General features: G+C 69.0%; 11 protein-coding genes. 4 read left to right on the top strand and 7 right to left on the bottom strand.

Annotated features, from left to right (window positions below):
* Nucleotides 1-73 precede the first annotated feature (73 nt).
* The 3 genes from rpsG to IQ251_RS11010 all read right to left on the bottom strand — a co-directional run bounded on the left by rpsG (nt 74) and on the right by IQ251_RS11010 (nt 5368).
* Entirely contained in the window at nt 74-544 is a 471-nt protein-coding gene (gene rpsG, locus IQ251_RS11020) for a 30S ribosomal protein S7 (RefSeq protein WP_193928422.1), read from the bottom strand.
* Nucleotides 544-918 carry a 30S ribosomal protein S12 gene (gene rpsL / locus IQ251_RS11015; protein ID WP_193928611.1) on the bottom strand — a complete coding sequence of 125 codons (375 nt, stop codon included), beginning with the start codon at nt 916-918 and terminating at the stop codon, nt 544-546. Before rpsL ends, rpsG begins: the two co-directional genes overlap by 1 nt.
* A 490-nt stretch (nt 919-1408) precedes the next feature.
* Nucleotides 1409-5368, bottom strand: a complete 3960-nt coding sequence (locus tag IQ251_RS11010) for an ADP-ribosylglycohydrolase family protein (RefSeq protein ID WP_193928421.1) — start codon at nt 5366-5368, stop codon at nt 1409-1411.
* Nucleotides 5369-5697: 329 nt separating this feature from the next.
* On the opposite strand from IQ251_RS11010, the gene IQ251_RS11005 reads away from it, so the two are divergent.
* The 4 genes from IQ251_RS11005 to IQ251_RS10990 all read left to right on the top strand — a co-directional run bounded on the left by IQ251_RS11005 (nt 5698) and on the right by IQ251_RS10990 (nt 8257).
* Entirely contained in the window at nt 5698-6114 is a 417-nt protein-coding gene (locus tag IQ251_RS11005) for a DUF6319 family protein (protein ID WP_193928420.1), read from the top strand.
* Nucleotides 6115-6243: 129 nt separating this feature from the next.
* On the top strand, nt 6244-6702 hold the full coding sequence (locus IQ251_RS11000; RefSeq protein ID WP_193928419.1) for a YbaB/EbfC family nucleoid-associated protein: 459 nt from the start codon (nt 6244-6246) through the stop codon (nt 6700-6702).
* On the top strand, nt 6702-7055 hold the full coding sequence (locus IQ251_RS10995) for a WXG100 family type VII secretion target (protein WP_193928418.1): 354 nt from the start codon (nt 6702-6704) through the stop codon (nt 7053-7055). Before IQ251_RS11000 ends, IQ251_RS10995 begins: the two co-directional genes overlap by 1 nt.
* The gene (locus tag IQ251_RS10990; RefSeq protein ID WP_193928417.1) at nt 7052-8257 is read left to right on the top strand and encodes a WXG100 family type VII secretion target; all 1206 of its coding nucleotides are present in this window, start codon (nt 7052-7054) and stop codon (nt 8255-8257) included. The genes IQ251_RS10995 and IQ251_RS10990 overlap by 4 nt, the downstream gene beginning before the upstream one ends.
* Nucleotides 8258-8298: 41 nt before the next feature.
* Here the strand turns inward: IQ251_RS10990 and IQ251_RS10985 are convergent, their stop codons facing one another.
* From IQ251_RS10985 to rpoB, 4 genes are all read right to left on the bottom strand, one after another.
* The gene (locus tag IQ251_RS10985) at nt 8299-9096 is read right to left on the bottom strand and encodes a hypothetical protein (RefSeq protein WP_193928416.1); all 798 of its coding nucleotides are present in this window, start codon (nt 9094-9096) and stop codon (nt 8299-8301) included.
* Nucleotides 9097-9135: 39 nt separating this feature from the next.
* A complete protein-coding gene (locus IQ251_RS10980) occupies nt 9136-9939 on the bottom strand; it encodes a hypothetical protein (protein WP_193928415.1) in 804 nt (267 codons plus the stop codon).
* Between the two features lie 194 nt (nt 9940-10133).
* On the bottom strand, nt 10134-14045 hold the full coding sequence (locus tag IQ251_RS10975; RefSeq protein ID WP_193928414.1) for a DNA-directed RNA polymerase subunit beta': 3912 nt from the start codon (nt 14043-14045) through the stop codon (nt 10134-10136).
* Between the two features lie 122 nt (nt 14046-14167).
* Nucleotides 14168-17662 carry a DNA-directed RNA polymerase subunit beta gene (rpoB, locus tag IQ251_RS10970; RefSeq protein WP_193928413.1) on the bottom strand — a complete coding sequence of 1165 codons (3495 nt, stop codon included), beginning with the start codon at nt 17660-17662 and terminating at the stop codon, nt 14168-14170.
* Nucleotides 17663-17944: the final 282 nt, after the last annotated feature.

The raw sequence follows: 17944 nt of genomic DNA, 5'->3' as shown, positions 1-17944 counted from the left end.
GCAGGTGCAAAAGCCTTGGACAGGTGCAAGCTGTCGAACCGGGTGCGCCGAGGCGGGCAAGACCCGACCGACGTCACCAGCGGTAATGCGCGAAGGCCTTGTTGGACTCCGCCATCTTGTGCGTGTCTTCCCGCTTCTTGACGCTGGCGCCGAGGCCGTTGCTGGCGTCCAGGAGCTCGTTCGTCAGGCGATCGACCATGGTCTTCTCCCGACGCTGGCGGGAGTAGGTGATCAGCCAGCGCAGCGCCAGCGTGGTCGACCGGCCGGCGCGGACCTCGATCGGCACCTGGTAGGTCGCGCCACCCACGCGGCGGCTGCGGACCTCCAGGGTCGGCTTGACGTTGTCCAGGGCGCGCTTGAGCGTGACGACCGGGTCGGTGCCGGTCTTCTCCCGGCAGCCTTCCAGCGCCGCGTAGACGATCCGCTCGGCCAGGGAACGCTTGCCGTCCACCAGGACCTTGTTCACCAGCTGGGTGACCAGCGGGGAGCCGTACACGGGGTCGGCGTGCAGCGGCCGCTTCGGGGCCGGACCCTTGCGGGGCATCAGCTCTTCTCCTTCTTCGCGCCGTACCGGCTGCGAGCCTGCTTGCGGTTCTTCACACCCTGCGTGTCAGCGGAACCACGGATGATCTTGTAGCGCACACCGGGCAAGTCCTTCACACGGCCGCCACGAACGAGCACAATCGAGTGCTCCTGCAGATTGTGGCCCTCACCAGGGATGTAGGCCGTGATCTCCATGCCGCTGGTGAGCTTGACACGGGCGACCTTGCGCAGGGCCGAGTTGGGCTTCTTCGGGGTGGTCGTGTACACGCGGGTGCACACACCACGCCGCTGCGGGCTCCCCTTGAGCGCCGCGGTCTTGGTCTTCGCGACCTTGTCCTGGCGGCCCTTACGGACCAGCTGCTGGATGGTGGGCATGGACCGGCTTTCTGTCAGCGTTCGCGTCTTCTGGTACTCGTCCAAGCGGCGCTCGTTCGAGCTTCGGCGTGCCCCGGCGGCGAGCACCTTCAGGCACTGTGTACTTGAGACTCCCCCGGCCACGAGGTCGGGCGTGTCGCCCGCTCCTCGGCCTTCCGGCGCTCATGGCGGCCCAGCGGGGTGATCCCAATGGGTTTCTCGCAGAGGAGTTCCGCACGACCCGCTCGGCGCTGCCGCTCCGGGCGACGAACGCGCGTTCGTCCCCGTCACGTCATGCACGGGCATGCGGATCGACCCGATGGGTGTCGGGTCCGATATATAAAGATACCTGCCCCGTTCTCAGGGGGTCAAAACGGGGGGTCCTCGTTGACCTGCCTCATCGGCCCGCTCAGGAGCTCCGCGGGAAGCTCCGGCGGGTGGGGCCGCGCGGCAGGAGCCTACCCGCGGCGACCGGATCAGCCCACCCCCGCGCAGCCGGCGCCCCCGGCCGTCAGGCGTTGTCCCCCTCGTAGACGACGCGGCGCGGCGCGGGCTTGGGCGCCGGGAATCCGCCGGGATCATCGACGGCCCCCACGTCCGAGGCCTGCCGCCGGACCGGCTCCGGCGGCAGTTCGCGCACCGGGTAGCGCTCCTGCCAGTCCTCGTCCGCGGGCAGCTCGGCTCCCCCGGACCGCGCCTCGCCGGATCGCGCGACCCCGAACTCGGCGACGCAGTCCAGCGCCACCTGCTGGACGACATCGCGCAGCTCCAGCTCGGCCAGCCAGTCCACCGGCAGCGCGGCCACCCCGTGCAGGGCTCCCGCGATGCTGCCGCAGATCGCGCCGGCCGCCGCGCCGGATCCGTCGTGCTGCGCGGCGGTGCGCAGCGCGAGCTGCACGTCCGCATCCGCCGCGAGCGCCGCGCACACCGCGATGGCCAGCGCCTGCTGCCCGGTTCCGCCGCCACCGAGCACCTCGGTCAGGCGCTGCGCATCGGGCACCCCCTCCTCCGCGAGCTCGACGGCCGCTTTCAGCAGCGCAGCGGTTTGCTCACTGCCCTCCCAGGTCTCCAGGACCTGCAACGCCAGCCAGACCCCGTCGTCCAGACCGCGCCCGAGCAAGGCCTGCTGCACGATCACCGCCAGCGCCCCCGCCGGGTGGTAGCCGGCCGGATCCGAGTGGGTGAGCGCGGCGGTGCGCGCGCCGAGCAGGAACACCTCGGCCGGGTCGGCGGACCACAGCGCCGCGGGCACCGCGCGCACCACACCACCGCCGCCCGCGGCGTCATTGATCCGCTCGGTGAGCGATCCCGCAGGCCCGCCGGACCCGAAACCGGACAGCGCGTCGAACACCGCCCGTTCCGGCGCGCGGGCGGCGAACATGCCCGGCACCTCGATCAACCAGCCATCCGGTGCGGCGTACTCGACGCCGAACCGACCGGCCGCCGCCGACCACTCGACCCCCTGGGTGTGCAACCACCGCTGGTAGGCCAGCTGCACCTCCGGCAACGGATCGCCGCTGCCGAGCGTGCGGCCCGCGACGCTGCCGCGGATGAGCCCCTCGGCCGTGAACAGCGCCAGGCGGGCGTCGGCGCTCAGCATGTATCCCGCCCCCGGGTCACGCAGGCCGTCCTCGTCGCCTCCGGTCCCGTCCGCGGCGCGCCCCTCCGGCTCGGCGCCGAGCGCGTCGCCGAGCGCTCCGGCCAGCAGACAGCCCAGCACGCGCTCGGTCGACGAGGGAGCGCCCGCGCCGGGGCCGTCGTCCTTGGCGTGCTCGCCGCGCGGTGGGCGCACGGCGACCTGTGCGGAGTCCTGCGCGGCGGCCTCGGCCGACCCGTCCGCGGCCTCGGGGTCGGCGGAGCGGGTGGTCGCGGCACCGGCACCGGCATCGTCCGGTGCCTCGGTATCGCCGGAAGGCTCCGCAGCACCGGGGAACTCGGTGTCACCGGCGAACTCGGGCGGACCGGCGAGCTCGGCAGCACGGGGGAACTCCGCACCGACCGGAACCTCGGCACCACCGGGATCCTCCGCGCCGAGAGGTCTGTCCACATCGTCCGCAGCGTCGGGAAAACCGGCACCACTGGGAAATTCCACACCGCCCGGGGCTTCGGCACCGGCAGGGTCGTCCGGGTCGCCGGAGACCTCGGGAGCATCCGGAACGTCCCCGACCGGGTCGGCCTGCTCCCCGGCGCCCTGCTCGTACTCCGCGCCGGTTTCGGCCGAAACATCCGCGGGCGCGGCGGCATCATCGACGGTTCCGGACTCCGGGGCCAGGTCGATGGGCGACCGGGGAGGCGGTTGCAGGTCGACCGGCTCGCGCTGCGGTTCCGCCGCAGGCTCGCCGTCCGGTGCGTACTGCTCCGGCCGCGCCGCGGACGCGGACTCCGGGAGATCGGCTTCGGCGGTGGCGACCGTGTCCAGCGGTTCCCACCCGGACGGCACCGGCACGTCGGGCAGGTCCACCAGCTCGGGCAACTCCTCGTCCGGCTCCGACCCGAACCGGTCCGCAGAGTCGGGCTCGGTCGGGTCAGCGCCCTCGGAGTCCGGGAGCCAGGTCGGGTCCGCCGTCTCGCCCGGCTTCGCGGCAGCCGGATCGGGCGCGGCATCCGGCCACCGGTCGTCCGGCTGCGCGGCGGGCGGCGCGAACTCCTCGACACGACGCAGGTCCGGCGAGTCCGCGGCATCGTCGGCCCGGGACACGTCGCCGACCGCTTCGGACGCGCCGTCCCGGTTCACCGCGCCGGGAGCCGAATCCGCCGGCGAGTCGACCGGTCCGTCCTCCGCAGACCGCTGGGCGGTCTGTTCGATGAACGCGGCGAAGGCGGGCCTGCCGGGTGCGGACAACCATGAGGGGGCGGGATTGTCCTCGGTGCCCAACCACGAGGTCGCGGGCTGGTGGCGCGGCCGCTCCCGCGCGGACGGGGAGCGGTGCGCTCCGGCATCGGCCTCCGGGTCCCGCGCCGGAGCCGGTTCGGGGGCTGGGTCCGAATCGGAGGCCAAACTCGACGAGTCGGGGGCGGGAGCCGGTTCGGAAGCGGGAGCCGGTTCGGCGGCAGGAGCCGGTTCGGGCTCCTGATCGGACACCGCGGGGAAGATCGCCGTCGTCTCCGCGGCGGTCTCCGCCACCGCGTCCGGGGCCTGCTCCGCGGCGACGATCGGGATCGGGCCGGTCGGGAACGGCTCGTCCACGGGCACGGATTCCGACCGGTGCTGCCCGAGCTCCCCGTCCCGGACGGACGCGCCGCCGATCGCGGGCAGCACCATCGTGCGCTCCGCGGACCCCTCGACGGTGCGCCCGGGAGCGGACGGCAGTTCCCGCTGCGCATCCGCCCCGCTGGGCATGTAGCGCTCGGCCCAGCGGGGCCGCTGCGGCGCGAACGCCTCACCCGCGTCCTGGCAGAGGATCTCGATCGGCTCGCGCAGCTCCAGCTCGTCGAGCCATTCCTGCGGAATGCTTCCCGGACCGTGCATCGCCCCGGCGAGCTGACCGGCGAGCGCGCCGGTGACGCTGCTGTCCGCGGAGTGGTTCACCGCCGCCAACACCGCGTCCGCGAACGTGCGGGTCGAGCTCACCGCCGCCAGCGCGATGCCGAGCTCGCCCGGCTCGTCGTGCACGTCGAACTCCACGTCCAGGTCCTCGGGGCGGACCGGGAGCCCGCGCTGACCGAGGAACATCGCAGCGTGCACGGTGCGCCGCACGTCAGCGGGCACCCGGCTCACCCGGTAAGCACTGCCGAGCCGGTTGAGGTCTGCGGCGGTGACCGCGTCCCAGAGCCGGGCACCGCGCAGCAACTGGGCGAGCACATCGCTGTGCAGACCCGCTGCGCCGAGCGCGTTCGGCCCTGAGGTGAACAGGTTCGCGGTAGCGGCGGCGGTGGCGTGCACGATCTCCGGCGTCGGCGACCAGACCATCGCCGGAGCGGCCCAGGCCGCGCACGCGGCGAGACCGTCCGCCGCAGAGTGCGGGCGCAGCGCGCCGTCCGGACCGATCGGGAACCGTTCGGCCATCTTGCCGACCATGCCCAGCGCCGGACCGCCGGGATTGCGGGTGGAGTGCAACTCCGCGCGCTCCAGCAACCAACCGGCCGGACGCGGTTCCCGGCTCAGCTGCGCGGACATCGCGTACTCCCACGGAACGCCCTGCGTGTGCAGCCAACGCAGGTAGTTGGTGCCCACATACTCGGTGGGCAACCAGGCGTCCCCTCCCGGGTTGGCCGCTTTCGCGCGCAGCAGCGCGTCCAGGGTGAACACCGTGAGCTGGCTGATGTCGCCGGCTGCACCGCGCTTACCGAAAACCGGGACGTAGCCCCGGATTCCGGGCGGTCCGAAGCAGCTGCGGATCCCGGCGAGTGGAAGCGCCCGGACACCGGAGCCGACCGCGTCACCCACAGCGCCGCCGAGCATCGCGCCGCGGAAGCGGTCGGTCCAAGCGGGTTGCGCGGCCCCGCGCCCGCTCGGCTGTGCGTCGGTCATCGCGAACTCCCTCTCGGTCACCGGGCACCGCCGGCCCGGTCCAGTCCGGATCCCGGCGGCCCGGGACCGCTCTCGGCCGGCGCGCCGGCCCCTGTCTCGACCACCTCGCGAAGTCCCCTCCCGCGCGCCCGCGGGCGGCACCACGCACCGGCAATGTTGCCGCACCCGATCACCGGGCCGTCCGCGTCCCCCGCCCGGGCGAGCGCGCGCGGCGATCCGCAGCGCAGGTGAGCGCGCCACCCGGCCACCGCGCATTCCCGGCGCGGCACACCGGACTCCGGGGAACACGTGTTCTACCCTGGTGGTTCGGCCGTGAACAGGAGAGTGAGTTGACCGAAGAACAGACCGGCACCGACGAGAGCACCACCCCGCAGTCCGCGGCATCGCCGGACGGGCAGCAGACCGCGGCGGAAGGCACCGAGCAGGCCGAGGAATCCGCCCCGAAGAAGAAACGCACCAAGAGCACCGCGAAGAAAACCCGGACCGTGGAACTGACGCTGACCGTGACCGGGACCGCGGACGGCGAGTGGCAGGCCGACCTGATGCATTCCGGCAAGCGCGTCGTGCAGGGCCTGCAGGTCCCGGCGTCGGCGGTGTCCAAGGCGGCGGCGGAACTGCACACCGACATCTCGGAAACCATCGAGGAGGTGCTCAGCACCGCCCGCCAGCAGCAGGAAGCCAAGCTGGCCGAGCTGGAAGCCGAGGTGGAACGGGTCCGCAAGGCGCTGGCCGAATTGGAGAGCTGAGTCCGGGCACCGCCCGCACACCGCGGTGCGGGCGGTGCGGGTCGCGAATTGGCCCGATCCGGCACCGGCTCCCGCGCTCATCGGCGATCATGTGCGAATCACCAAGGTCACCTGAGCGAGGGAAACTTCATGACCGACTTGGACCAGCTGAACCAGAAGCTGGAGTCGCTGAAAGAGGCTGGGCGCCGGGTCGAGCAGCAGATGAGCGGGCTCGGCGAGATGAAGGAACAACTCGGTGGGATCGAGGTCCGCACCGCGTCGGACGACCGGTCGATCACCGTGGTCGCCGGACCGGGCGGGGTCACCGACATCCAGCTGAACCAGGACGCCCTGCGCCGATCGCCGAGCCAGCTCTCCGGCGCGATCATGACCACGCTCCGCGAGGCCGTCGCCGAAGCCGCGCGCCAACAGGCCGACGTGGTGCAGGAGTTCCTGCCGGACAGCGATGTGCGCGAGCGGGTGCTGCGCACCCAGCAGGAGATGCAGGACCCGACGTCGACGTCCACCCGTACCGCGCCCCCGCCGGTCGTCGACGACCTCGACGACGAGATGCCCGATTCCTTCCTGGACGGCGGGAGGGACCGCTGATGGGCGGCGGATACCGCGCGACCGCGGACTCGTTGACCGGCTGCGGGGGCAAGATCGAATCGATCGGCTCCGATGCCGACTCCATCAAGCAGAAGGCGACCGAGGCCGAGGTGCCCGAGATCTCCTGGGGCCTTCTCGGTTTGGCCACCGTGTACGGCTCGTACCGCGAACTGCTGGACACGTTCACCGAGCACATGGACCAGGTCTGCGAGGGCCTGTCCAAGGCGGGCACCGAGATCGGCGACGCCGGGCGCGACTACCAGGACACCGATCGGCGGGCGGCGGACGCGATGAGCGCCCTGCTCGGCAACGTGGACAACATCGCGGGCGGCGGAGGAGGTGGCCGCGGATGACCGGCAACCTCGAAGCCGCCCAGGACAACGCCGCGCTCAGCATGACTGCCGATCAGGTCGACACCTCGGCGTTCGGCGACATCAAGTTGGTCAAGGACGTCATCGGCGGCGCCGAGAACCTGTCCAAGGGCGACGTGGAAGCCGCCAAGGGTGACATCGAGAGCTTCCTCTCGGACGCCGCCAGCTGCGCAGCCGACCCGATCACCTTCCTCGCCGGCACCGGCGTGGAGTTCGTCCTGGACTTCGTGACCCCGGTCCGTGATGCGATCCAGTTGGTCACCGGGGACAGCGAAGCACTGACCCAGGGCGCGAAAGCGTTCTCGGAAGTCAGCCAGGACCTCGAACAACTCGCGGAGAAGCTGACCCAGACCCTCGACGGCGACCTCGCGGAGTGGGAAGGCCAAGCCGCGGACGCGATGCGCACCAAGATGGGCGAGTTCATCGACGGGGTGCAGAACACGGCCGGTCAGGCGCACAACCTGTCCGAGCTGCTGCAGATGAGCTCCACCATGATGGAAGCCGCCGAGGGCGTCATCAAGGGCATCCTCGCCGAGTTCCTGACCTGGGCCGTCGCGACCTGGCTGACGGCACTCGCCACGGCACCGGCCACCGCCGGTGGTTCGACAGCGGCAGCCGGCGCAGCCACCACCGTCGAAGCCGCCATCACCTGCGCACGCACCGCCGAGAAGGTCAAGAAGGTCGTCAAGACCATCGAGATGGTCCAGCTCGCGATCACCGCGATCAAGGCGGTGCTGGACTCCATCAGGATCGCCGAGAGCGTTCAGCAGATCACCGACGGCGCCGACGGGAAGGGCGGGAACAGCGACGCCCAGGACGGTAGCGAAGCCGCCGGCAATACGAACGACGGGCTCACCGAGGTCAAATCGCGCGGAGACCACGTCGCCAAACAGAACCAAGAACGAGCAGAAGAAGCCGGCTACACCCTCGACGACACCAACAAGGCCGCCGTTCAGAACGAGGACGGCTCAACCACGCAGATCAAATCTGATGGTGAGTTGATCCACGGGACAACCTCACAGAACACGCCCTCATACGGTGCGGCTGACTGGGGAAAATCCGGACTGAACCAGGTCGGTAGCGGGCTCGACACCGCCGCCGATCAATTGGAAGAACAGGCGAAGGGCGGCGGATTCAGCGACGTACCGTCCGACAAGACCATCGAAGGCCAGTTGGACTGGTGATCCCGGGGTCGCCGCGTGCGGACACGCGGCGACCTCACCGGTCACGAAACCGGAAGCTGCAAGCTGCTGACTCGGAACCCGGAACCCGTATCAGTGGACTGGAAGACGTTGTTCGGGATCCACCGCCGAACCTCCTGCACGGTGGCGACGAGGCCATCGAGAACCGCAGGATCGAAGACAGGACGATTGACCCAGAGCACCAAAGTACGCCCTGTCAATCGGAAACAGGTTTGCTCCAACCGCACACCCGGGTAGGGGCCGGCATTCTTGTTGTACAGCCACTGCACCCGGTCCGGATTGATCACCGAGCGGATGTGCTCCTCCGACTCGCCCTCGACCCGGTAGAGCGCATCCAACCGCTCCGAGCCCGTCCCCTTCGACGGTCCGCGAAACATCTGGAACGTCCGGTTCAGCTTGAACAGGTGCAGCACGTCGTCCAGCACGTCGCGGGCCTGCATCAGCACGACTTCCGGAACCGGTGCCGGCAGTTCGACAACGATCGCCGTCCTGGGGTGCGTCTTCTTCTTGGTCTTGCCGGTCGACCGCATACCGCCCGCCGACGAAGACGTCGAACCACCGCTGCTCTGGTACTTGATCGTAAAGTCGACCTGCAGCACCACGGCAGGCGCGCCATCCACCGCTCCCGCAGCCAGCACGGGCACCTGTTTGCGGCGGAACTCGTGGAACGGCTGGCCGGGGAACTGCTTCAACACCTGCTTCGGCACATCCCGCGCCACCCGCCAGCCACGCGGAGCTCCCCACTCCTGCACCAGATCCGCAACATGCCGCAACTCCTCGGGCACCGGGGCACCACCCGCAGCGTTCACCAGAACCTCCAACCAGCCGAGCACCTCGGCGACACCACCAACGCCCGCACGTTACGTCAGCTGCACCTGGGACAACGGCACATTGCCCTGATCCGCCTGCACACCCGCAGGATCCTGGAACGCCTGCTGCGGAATCCAACTCCGAATCTCCTGCGCCACCCGGATCAACCCGTCAATCACCGCAGGATCGCGAAAGTTTCGACGGGACCACACGATCAACCGCCGCCCAGAGAGCCGAAAACGAACATCTCCGAGCACCACATCTTCGAGCGGCCCCTTGGCGTCCGTGTACAACCACTCCGCCCGCTCCGGAGTAAATACAGAACGGACATACTCCACCGAGGAACCAGACAGGTGGTACATCCTGTCCAAGTACGAGACTCCGGTCCCGAGCGCGCCCGTACGCAGCCGGAACCACCGATTCAGCTTTGCCACATGCAGGATCTCGTCGAGCGGATCCCGCTTGAGCACGAACTCCAACTTCGGAACCGGCGCCGGCAACTCCACCACCAGCGGCGCCCGGTACTCCGTCTCCTTCTTCGTCTTCCCGGTCGACATCATGCCGCCCGTCGCCGACGAATACGTCGAACCACCGTTGCTCTGGTATTTCACCGTGAAATCCACCTGCAGCAACGCCGCAGGCGCGCCATCCACCGAACCCGACGCCACCACCGGAACCTGCTTGCGCCGAAACGCGTGGAACGGCGTACCCGGGAACTGCTGCAGCACAGCCTTGTCCACATCCCGCGCCACCCGCCAGCCGCGCGGACCCCCCCACTCCTGCACCACGTCCGCAACATGCCGCAACTCCCGCGGCACCGGCGCACCACCCGCAGCGCTCACCAGAACCTCCAACCAGCCCAACACCTCGGCGACACCAACGCCCCGCACGCTACTGGACCCGGCCCCGCCGCAACGGCGCTTGCCCGATTCCACGCGAGCCGTCCACCGGTTGACGAAAAGGCCCCGAACACGACGAAGGGCTCCTGTCCGGAGGAGACGGACAGGAGCCCTTCGTTCAGATCACACCGGCCGGAGCCGGTGGTGCATCAGCGGTAATCGCGGCCGAAGTCGTAGTCGTCCAGCGGAACCGCCGCACCGGTGCCTGCGCCGAAGACATCCGGGGTGTAGTAGCTGTCGTCGTAGGACGGGATCGCGTACGCCGCGGCCCGTGCCTCCTCCGTCGGCTGCACCTGGATGTTGCGGTACCGGTTGATGCCGGTACCGGCCGGGATCAGCTTACCGATGATCACGTTCTCCTTGAGGCCGACCAGCTTGTCACTCGCGCCTTCGATCGCGGCGTTGGTGAGGATGCGGGTCGTCTCCTGGAAGGAGGCCGCCGACAGCCACGACTCGGTGGCCAGCGACGCCTTCGTGATGCCCATGAGCACCGGACGGCCGGAAGCCGGGTCGCCGCCCTCGGCGACGACGCGGCGGTTCTCCGACTCGAACTGCGCGCGCTCGACCGGCGAACCGGGCAGGAACTCGGTGGCACCCGAGTCGATGATGATGACCCGGCGCAGCATCTGGCGGACGATCACCTCGACGTGCTTGTCGTGGATGCCCACGCCCTGCGAGCGGTACACCTTCTGCACCTCGTCGACCAGGTGCAGCTGGGCCTCGCGCGGGCCCATCACGCGCAGCACCTCGTGCGGGTCGACCGCACCTTCCAGCAGCTGCTGGCCGACGTCGACGTGGTCACCGTCCTGCACCTGGCGCTCGGTGCCGTCCACCGAGATCGCCGCGAGCCGCTGCCGCTTGGACAGCTTGTCGTAGACGATCTCCTCGCCGCCGTCGTCCGGAATGATCGTGATCTTCCAGTAGCGGTCGTTGTCCTCCAGCCGGATGCGGCCGGAGGTATCGGCGATCGGCGCCTTGCCCTTCGGCACCCGGGCCTCGAAGAGCTCCTGGACACGCGGCAGACCGGTGGTGATGTCGTCGCCGGCGACACCGCCCTGGTGGAAGGTGCGCATGGTCAGCTGCGTGCCCGGCTCACCGATGGACTGGGCGGCGACGATGCCGACGGCCTCGCCGACGTCGACCAGCTTGCCGGTGGCCATCGAGCGGCCGTAGCACACCGAGCAGACCCCGACACCGGACTCGCAGGTCAGGACGCTGCGGACCTTGACCTTCTGGATGCCTGCGTTGACCAGCATCTCGATCGCCGGGTCACCCAGGTCCGAACCGCGGGGCAGCACGAGGTTGCCGTCGGCGTCCGAGACATCCTCGGCCGTGGTCCGCGCGTAGACGCTGGTCTCCACGTTGGCGTCCCGGATGATCGTCCCGTCGACGAGCTTCTCCGCGATCGGCATCCGGATGCCGCGCTCGGTGGCGCAGTCGTTCTCGCGGACGATGACGTCCTGCGACACGTCCACCAGACGCCGGGTGAGGTACCCGGAGTCGGCGGTGCGCAGCGCGGTGTCGGCCAGACCCTTGCGGGCACCGTGGTTGGAGATGAAGTACTCCAGCACCGACAGACCCTCGCGGAAGTTGGCCTTGATCGGGCGCGGGATGTACTCGCCCTTCGGGTTGGACACCAGACCGCGCATGCCGGCCAGCTGCACGACCTGCGTCATGTTGCCCGCGGCACCCGACTTCACGATCATGCTGATCGAGTTGTCATCCGGGAAGTTCTTCTCCATCGCATCCGCGACTTCTTCCCGGGCGGCCGTCCAGACCTTGACCAGCTCGTCGTTGCGCTCCTGGTAGGACAGCGCACCGCGGCGGTACCGCTTCTCGACCTGGTCGGCCCTGGACTCGTAGTTGTCCAGGATCTCGGTCTTGGCCGGCGGCACGATCACGTCCGAGATGGACACGGTCACGCCCGAGCGGGTGGCCCAGTAGAAGCCGGCGTCCTTGAGCCGGTCCAGGGTCTGCGCCACCGTCACCATCGGGTAGCGCTCCGCCAGGTCGTTGACGATCGCGGCCTGCTGCTTCTTCGGCAGCTGCTGGTTGACGAACGGGTAGTCCGTCGGCAGCAGCTCGTTGAACCAGACGCGGCCCAGCGTGGTGTCGGCCAACCAGGCCTGACCCGGCTCCCAGTCCTCCGGCGTGGCTTCCCGCGCGGGGACCACGTCGCGCAGCCGGATCCGGATCTTGGCCTGCAGGTCCAGGTTGCCCAGGTCGTAGGCCATGATCGCCTCGCCGACCGAGGAGTAGACCTGCCCCTCGCCGTTCGCCCCGTCCACCTGGCGGGTCAGGTGGTAGAGGCCGGTGACCATGTCCAGCCGCGGCATCGCCAGCGGCCGCCCGGAGGCGGGCGAGAGGATGTTGTTGCTGGACAGCATCAGCACGCGCGCCTCGGCCTGCGCCTCGGCGGACAGCGGCAGGTGCACCGCCATCTGGTCACCGTCGAAGTCGGCGTTGAACGCCTCGCAGACCAGCGGGTGCAGCTGGATGGCCTTGCCCTCCACCAGCTGCGGCTCGAACGCCTGGATACCCAGCCGGTGCAGCGTGGGCGCGCGGTTGAGCAGCACCGGGTGCTCGGCGATGACCTCTTCCAGCACGTCCCACACCTGCGGGCGCTGCCGCTCCACCATCCGCTTGGCGGACTTGATGTTCTGCGCGTGGTTGAGGTCGACGAGCCGCTTCATGACGAACGGCTTGAACAGCTCGACCGCCATCTCCTTCGGCAGGCCGCACTGGTGCAGCTTGAGCTGCGGGCCGACGACGATGACCGAACGGCCCGAGTAGTCGACGCGCTTGCCGAGCAGGTTCTGCCGGAATCGGCCCTGCTTGCCCTTGAGCAGGTCGGACAGCGACTTCAGCGGCCGGTTGCCCGGGCCGGTGACCGGACGTCCGCGGCGGCCGTTGTCGAACAGCGCGTCCACGGACTCCTGCAGCATCCGCTTCTCGTTGTTGACGATGATCTCGGGCGCACCGAGGTCGATCAGCCGCTTGAGGCGGTTGTTCCGGTTGATGACCCGGCGGTACAGGTCGTTGAGGTCGGAGGTCGCGAAGCGGCCACCGTCCAGCTGCACCATCGGCCGCAGGTCCGGCGGGATCACCGGGACGGCGTTGAGCACCATGCCACTCGGGTCGTTGCCGGTGGTCTGGAAGGCCGCGACGACCTTCAGCCGCTTGAGCGCGCGCAGCTTCTTCTGGCCCTTGCCGGACCGGATCGTCTCGCGCAGGCCTTCGGCCTCGGCGTTGATGTCGAAGTTCGCCAGCAGCGCCTGGATCGCCTCGGCACCCATGCCCCCGGTGAAGTACTCGCCGTACCGGTCGTAGAGCTCGCGGTAGAGCAGCTCATCGGAGATCAGCTGGCGGGGCTCCAGCTTGGTGAAGGTCTCCCAGATCTCGTCGAGCTTGTCGAGCTCCCGCTGCGCGCGATCGCGCAGCTGGCGCATCTCGCGCTCGCCGCCCTCCTTGACCTTGCGCCGGACGTCGCTCTTCGCGCCCTCGTTCTCCAGCTCGGCCAGGTCGGCTTCGAGCTTCTGGGCGCGCTGCTCCAGATCGGTGTCGCGCTGGTCGGAGATCTGCTTGCGCTCGGCGTTGATCTCGCTTTCCAGCGTGGACAGGTCGTTGTGCCGCATCTCGGTGTTGACCGAGGTCACCACGTAGGCGGCGAAGTAGATGATCTTCTCGAGGTCCTTGGGGGCCAGGTCGAGCAGGTAGCCGAGCCGGCTCGGGACGCCCTTGAAGTACCAGATGTGCGTCACCGCGGCGGCGAGCTCGATGTGGCCCATCCGCTCGCGGCGGACCTTGGCGCGGGTGACCTCGACACCGCAGCGCTCGCAGATGATGCCCTTGAACCGGACACGCTTGTACTTGCCGCAGTAGCACTCCCAGTCCCGGGTCGGACCGAAGATCTTCTCGCAGAAGAGCCCGTCCTTCTCCGGCTTCAGGGTGCGGTAGTTGATGGTCTCGGGCTTCTTGACCTCGCCGTACGACCACTGGCGGATGTCGTCGGCCGTGGCCAGGCCGATGCGGAGTTCATCGAAGAAGTTGACGTCAAGCACGTCGGGTCTTCTCCCTTGGTCGAGAGGTTGCTGCCGACTCCGGTCACGACCGGGAGGTCGTCAGCGCCAGGTTGGGTCGGACGCCGGTCCGCGGGGCGATCCCCGCGGACCGGCGGCGAGGGTCAGTGCGCGATGTCGTCGACCGACGGCGCTTCGTTGCGGGACAGGTTGATGCCGAGGTTGGCCGCGGCACGTTCCAGGTCCTCGTCCTCGCTGTCGCGCATCTCGATGGCGGCGCCGTCGCTGGACAGCACCTCGACGTTCAGGCACAGCGACTGCAGTTCCTTGAGCAGGACCTTGAACGACTCCGGAATGCCCGGCTCGGGGATGTTCTCGCCCTTGACGATCGCTTCGTAGACCTTGACGCGGCCGACCACGTCATCGGACTTGATCGTCAGCAGCTCCTGCAGCGTGTACGCGGCGCCGTACGCCTGCATGGCCCAGCACTCCATCTCACCGAAGCGCTGGCCACCGAACTGCGCCTTACCACCCAGGGGCTGCTGGGTGATCATCGAGTACGGACCGGTCGAACGGGCGTGGATCTTGTCGTCCACCAGGTGCGACAGCTTCAGGATGTACATGTACCCGATCGCGACCGGGTACGGGTACGGCTCTCCGCTGCGCCCGTCGAGCAACTGGGCCTTCCCGTCGCCGCCGACCATCCGGTCGCCGTCGCGGTTCGGCTTGGTCGAGGCCAGCAGCCCGGTGATCTCCTCCTCGCGGGCACCGTCGAACACCGGGCTGGCGGTGTTGGTGCCCGGCTCGACCTCGTAGAGATCGTCCGGGAGCCGCTGGGCCCAGTCCGGGTCCCCGTTGATGGACCACCCCTGGGAGGCGATCCAGCCGAGGTGGGTCTCCAGCACCTGCCCGATGTTCATCCGTCGCGGCACGCCGTGCGTGTTCAGGATGATGTCGACCGGGGTGCCGTCCTCCATGAACGGCATGTCCTCGGCGGGCAGGATCTTGCCGATGACGCCCTTGTTGCCGTGCCGGCCGGCGAGCTTGTCACCGTCGGAGATCTTGCGCTTCTGCGCCACGTAGACGCGGACCAGCTGGTTGACGCCCGGGGGCAGCTCGTCGTCGTCCTCGCGGTTGAACACGCGGACGCCGATGACCTTGCCGGTCTCGCCGTGCGGCACCTTCAGCGAGGTGTCGCGGACCTCGCGGGCCTTCTCGCCGAAGATCGCGCGCAGCAGCCGCTCCTCCGGGGTCAGCTCGGTCTCGCCCTTCGGCGTGACCTTGCCGACGAGGATGTCCCCGCCCTGGACCTCGGCACCGATGCGGATGATGCCCCGCTCGTCGAGGTCGGCCAGCACGTCGTCGGAGACGTTCGGGATGTCCCGGGTGATCTCCTCGGCGCCGAGCTTGGTGTCGCGGGCGTCGACCTCGTGCTCCTCGATGTGGATCGAGGTGAGCACATCGTCCTGCACCAGGCGCTGGGACAGGATGATCGCGTCCTCGTAGTTGTGCCCCTCCCACGGCATGATCGCGACGAGCAGGTTCTTGCCCAGCGCCATCTCACCGTTCTGGGTGCACGGCCCGTCGGCGATGGCCTGCCCGACCTCGATCCGGTCGCCCTCGTTGACGATCGGCTTCTGGTTGATGCAGGTGCCGTGGTTGGACCGGTTGAACTTCGACATCTGGTGCGTGTGCCGGGTGCCGTCGTCCGACATGATCGTGACGTGCTCGGCGCAGACCTCGTCGACGACGCCGGCCTTCCGCGAGGTGATGACCTCACCCGCGTCGACCGCGCCGCGCAGCTCCATGCCCGTGCCGACCAGCGGGGACTCGCTGCGCAGCAGCGGCACCGCCTGACGCTGCATGTTCGCGCCCATCAGAGCGCGGTTGGCGTCGTCGTGCTCCAGGAACGGGATCATCGCCGTCGCGGCGGAGACCATCTGCCGCGGCGAGACGTCCATGTAGTCGATCTCGGTCGGTGCGAGCAGCTCGACCTCGCCGCCCTTCCGCCGGCCCAGGACCCGCTCGTCGACGAAGTTGCCGTCGCTGTGGATCGCGGCGTTGGCCTGCGCCTTGACGTAGCGGTCCTCTTCATCGGCGGTCAGGTAGTCGATCTGATCGGTGACCTGGCCGTCGACGACCTTGCGGTACGGCGTCTCGATGAAGCCGAACGGGTTCACGCGGGCGAACGTCGCCAGCGAGCCGATCAGGCCGATGTTCGGGCCTTCCGGCGTCTCGATCGGACACATCCGGCCGTAGTGCGAGGGGTGCACGTCCCGGACTTCCATGCCCGCGCGCTCGCGGGAGAGACCGCCCGGGCCCAGCGCGGAGAGCCGGCGCTTGTGCGTCAGGCCCGCGATGGGGTTGGTCTGGTCCATGAACTGCGACAGCTGCGAGGTGCCGAAGAACTCGCGGATCGCGGCCACGACCGGGCGGATGTTGATCAGGGTCTGCGGCGTGATCGCCTCGACGTCCTGGGTGGTCATCCGCTCGCGGACCACGCGCTCCATGCGCGAGAGCCCGACCCGGACCTGGTTCTGGATCAGCTCGCCCACGGTGCGCAGCCTGCGGTTGCCGAAGTGGTCGATGTCGTCGACCTCGACCGGGACGGTCTCGCCCTCGGCACCGCCCTGCACGGCCATCGAGCTGTCCGCGGCATGCAGCCGGACCAGGTACTCGATGGTGGTGACGATGTCGTCCTCGGTGAGCACGCCGGTCTCGTAGGACGTGTTCAGGCCGAGCTTCTTGTTCAGCTTGTACCGGCCGACGCGGGCGAGGTCGTAACGCTTCTCCTTGAAGAACAGGTTCTCCAGGAGCGTCTGCGCGCTCTCCTTCGTCGGCGGCTCGCCGGGGCGGAGCTTGCGGTAGATGTCCAGCAGCGCCTCGTCCTGGCCTGCGGTGTGGTCCTTCTCCAGCGTCGCCATCAGCGTTTCGGAGAAGCCGAACCGCTCCTGGATCGCCTCGGCGGTCCAGCCGAGCGCCTTGAGCAGCACGGTGACCGGCTGCCGGCGCTTGCGATCGATGCGCACACCCACGGTGTCGCGCTTGTCGACGTCGAACTCCAGCCACGCGCCGCGGCTGGGGATGATCTTGACGTTGTAGACGTCCTTGTCGGTGGTCTTGTCGACGGACTGGTCGAAGTACACACCGGGGGAGCGCACGAGCTGGGAAACGACGACCCGCTCGGTTCCGTTGATGATGTAGGTGCCCTTGTCCGTCATCATCGGGAAGTCACCCATGAACACCGTCTGGCTCTTGATCTCGCCAGTGGTGTGGTTGGTGAACTCCGCGGTGACGAACAACGGCGCCGAGTAGGTCATGTCCTTGTCCTTGCACTCCTCGACGGAGGCCTTGACCTCGTCGAAGCGCGGATCGGAAAAGGACAGCGACATCGATCCGGAAAAGTCCTCGATCGGCGAGATCTCGCTGAGGACCTCCTCCAGGCCGCCGGCCGGGTTCTCGTCGCCGGCGTCGACCCGGCGCTGGAACCAGGCCTCGTCACCGACGAGCCATTCGAAGGACTGGATCTGCAGGTCGAGCAGATTCGGCACGTTCAACGGCTCGCGGATGTTCGCGAACGAGACCCGCTTGGGTGCCCCAGGGATCCCCGACGTGAAGTTGGAAGCTGCAGAGACCTTGGTCGCGCGGGAGACTGCCAAGATGCGTCCTTCCGGGACTCTGAACTGGCTACAGCCGCGCCAGCGGTAACCGGCCTGCTCGGAGGAGCTGACCAGCCGCGCCCGCTAACACAGCTGTCAAGGGTGCAATTGCGCCCACGATCCTACGGCCCGGTGTTGGGCAGACGGAAAGAGGGCAGCGCAAAGTAGCAGTCTAACTGGAACCACGCCAGCTGTCGAGGGGGCCCACCAGATGGCGGCCCAGCCCCGTGTCGACGACCAGAGTGAACCCGAGAAAGCCGACAGTCAAGAGATCGCACCTCG

The sequence above is a fragment of the Saccharopolyspora montiporae genome (genome assembly GCF_015209505.1).
Lineage (GTDB): Bacteria > Actinomycetota > Actinomycetes > Mycobacteriales > Pseudonocardiaceae > Saccharopolyspora > Saccharopolyspora montiporae.
Note: the sequence above shows the minus strand (reverse complement) of the source record. Positions and strands in the feature narration are given on the sequence as shown.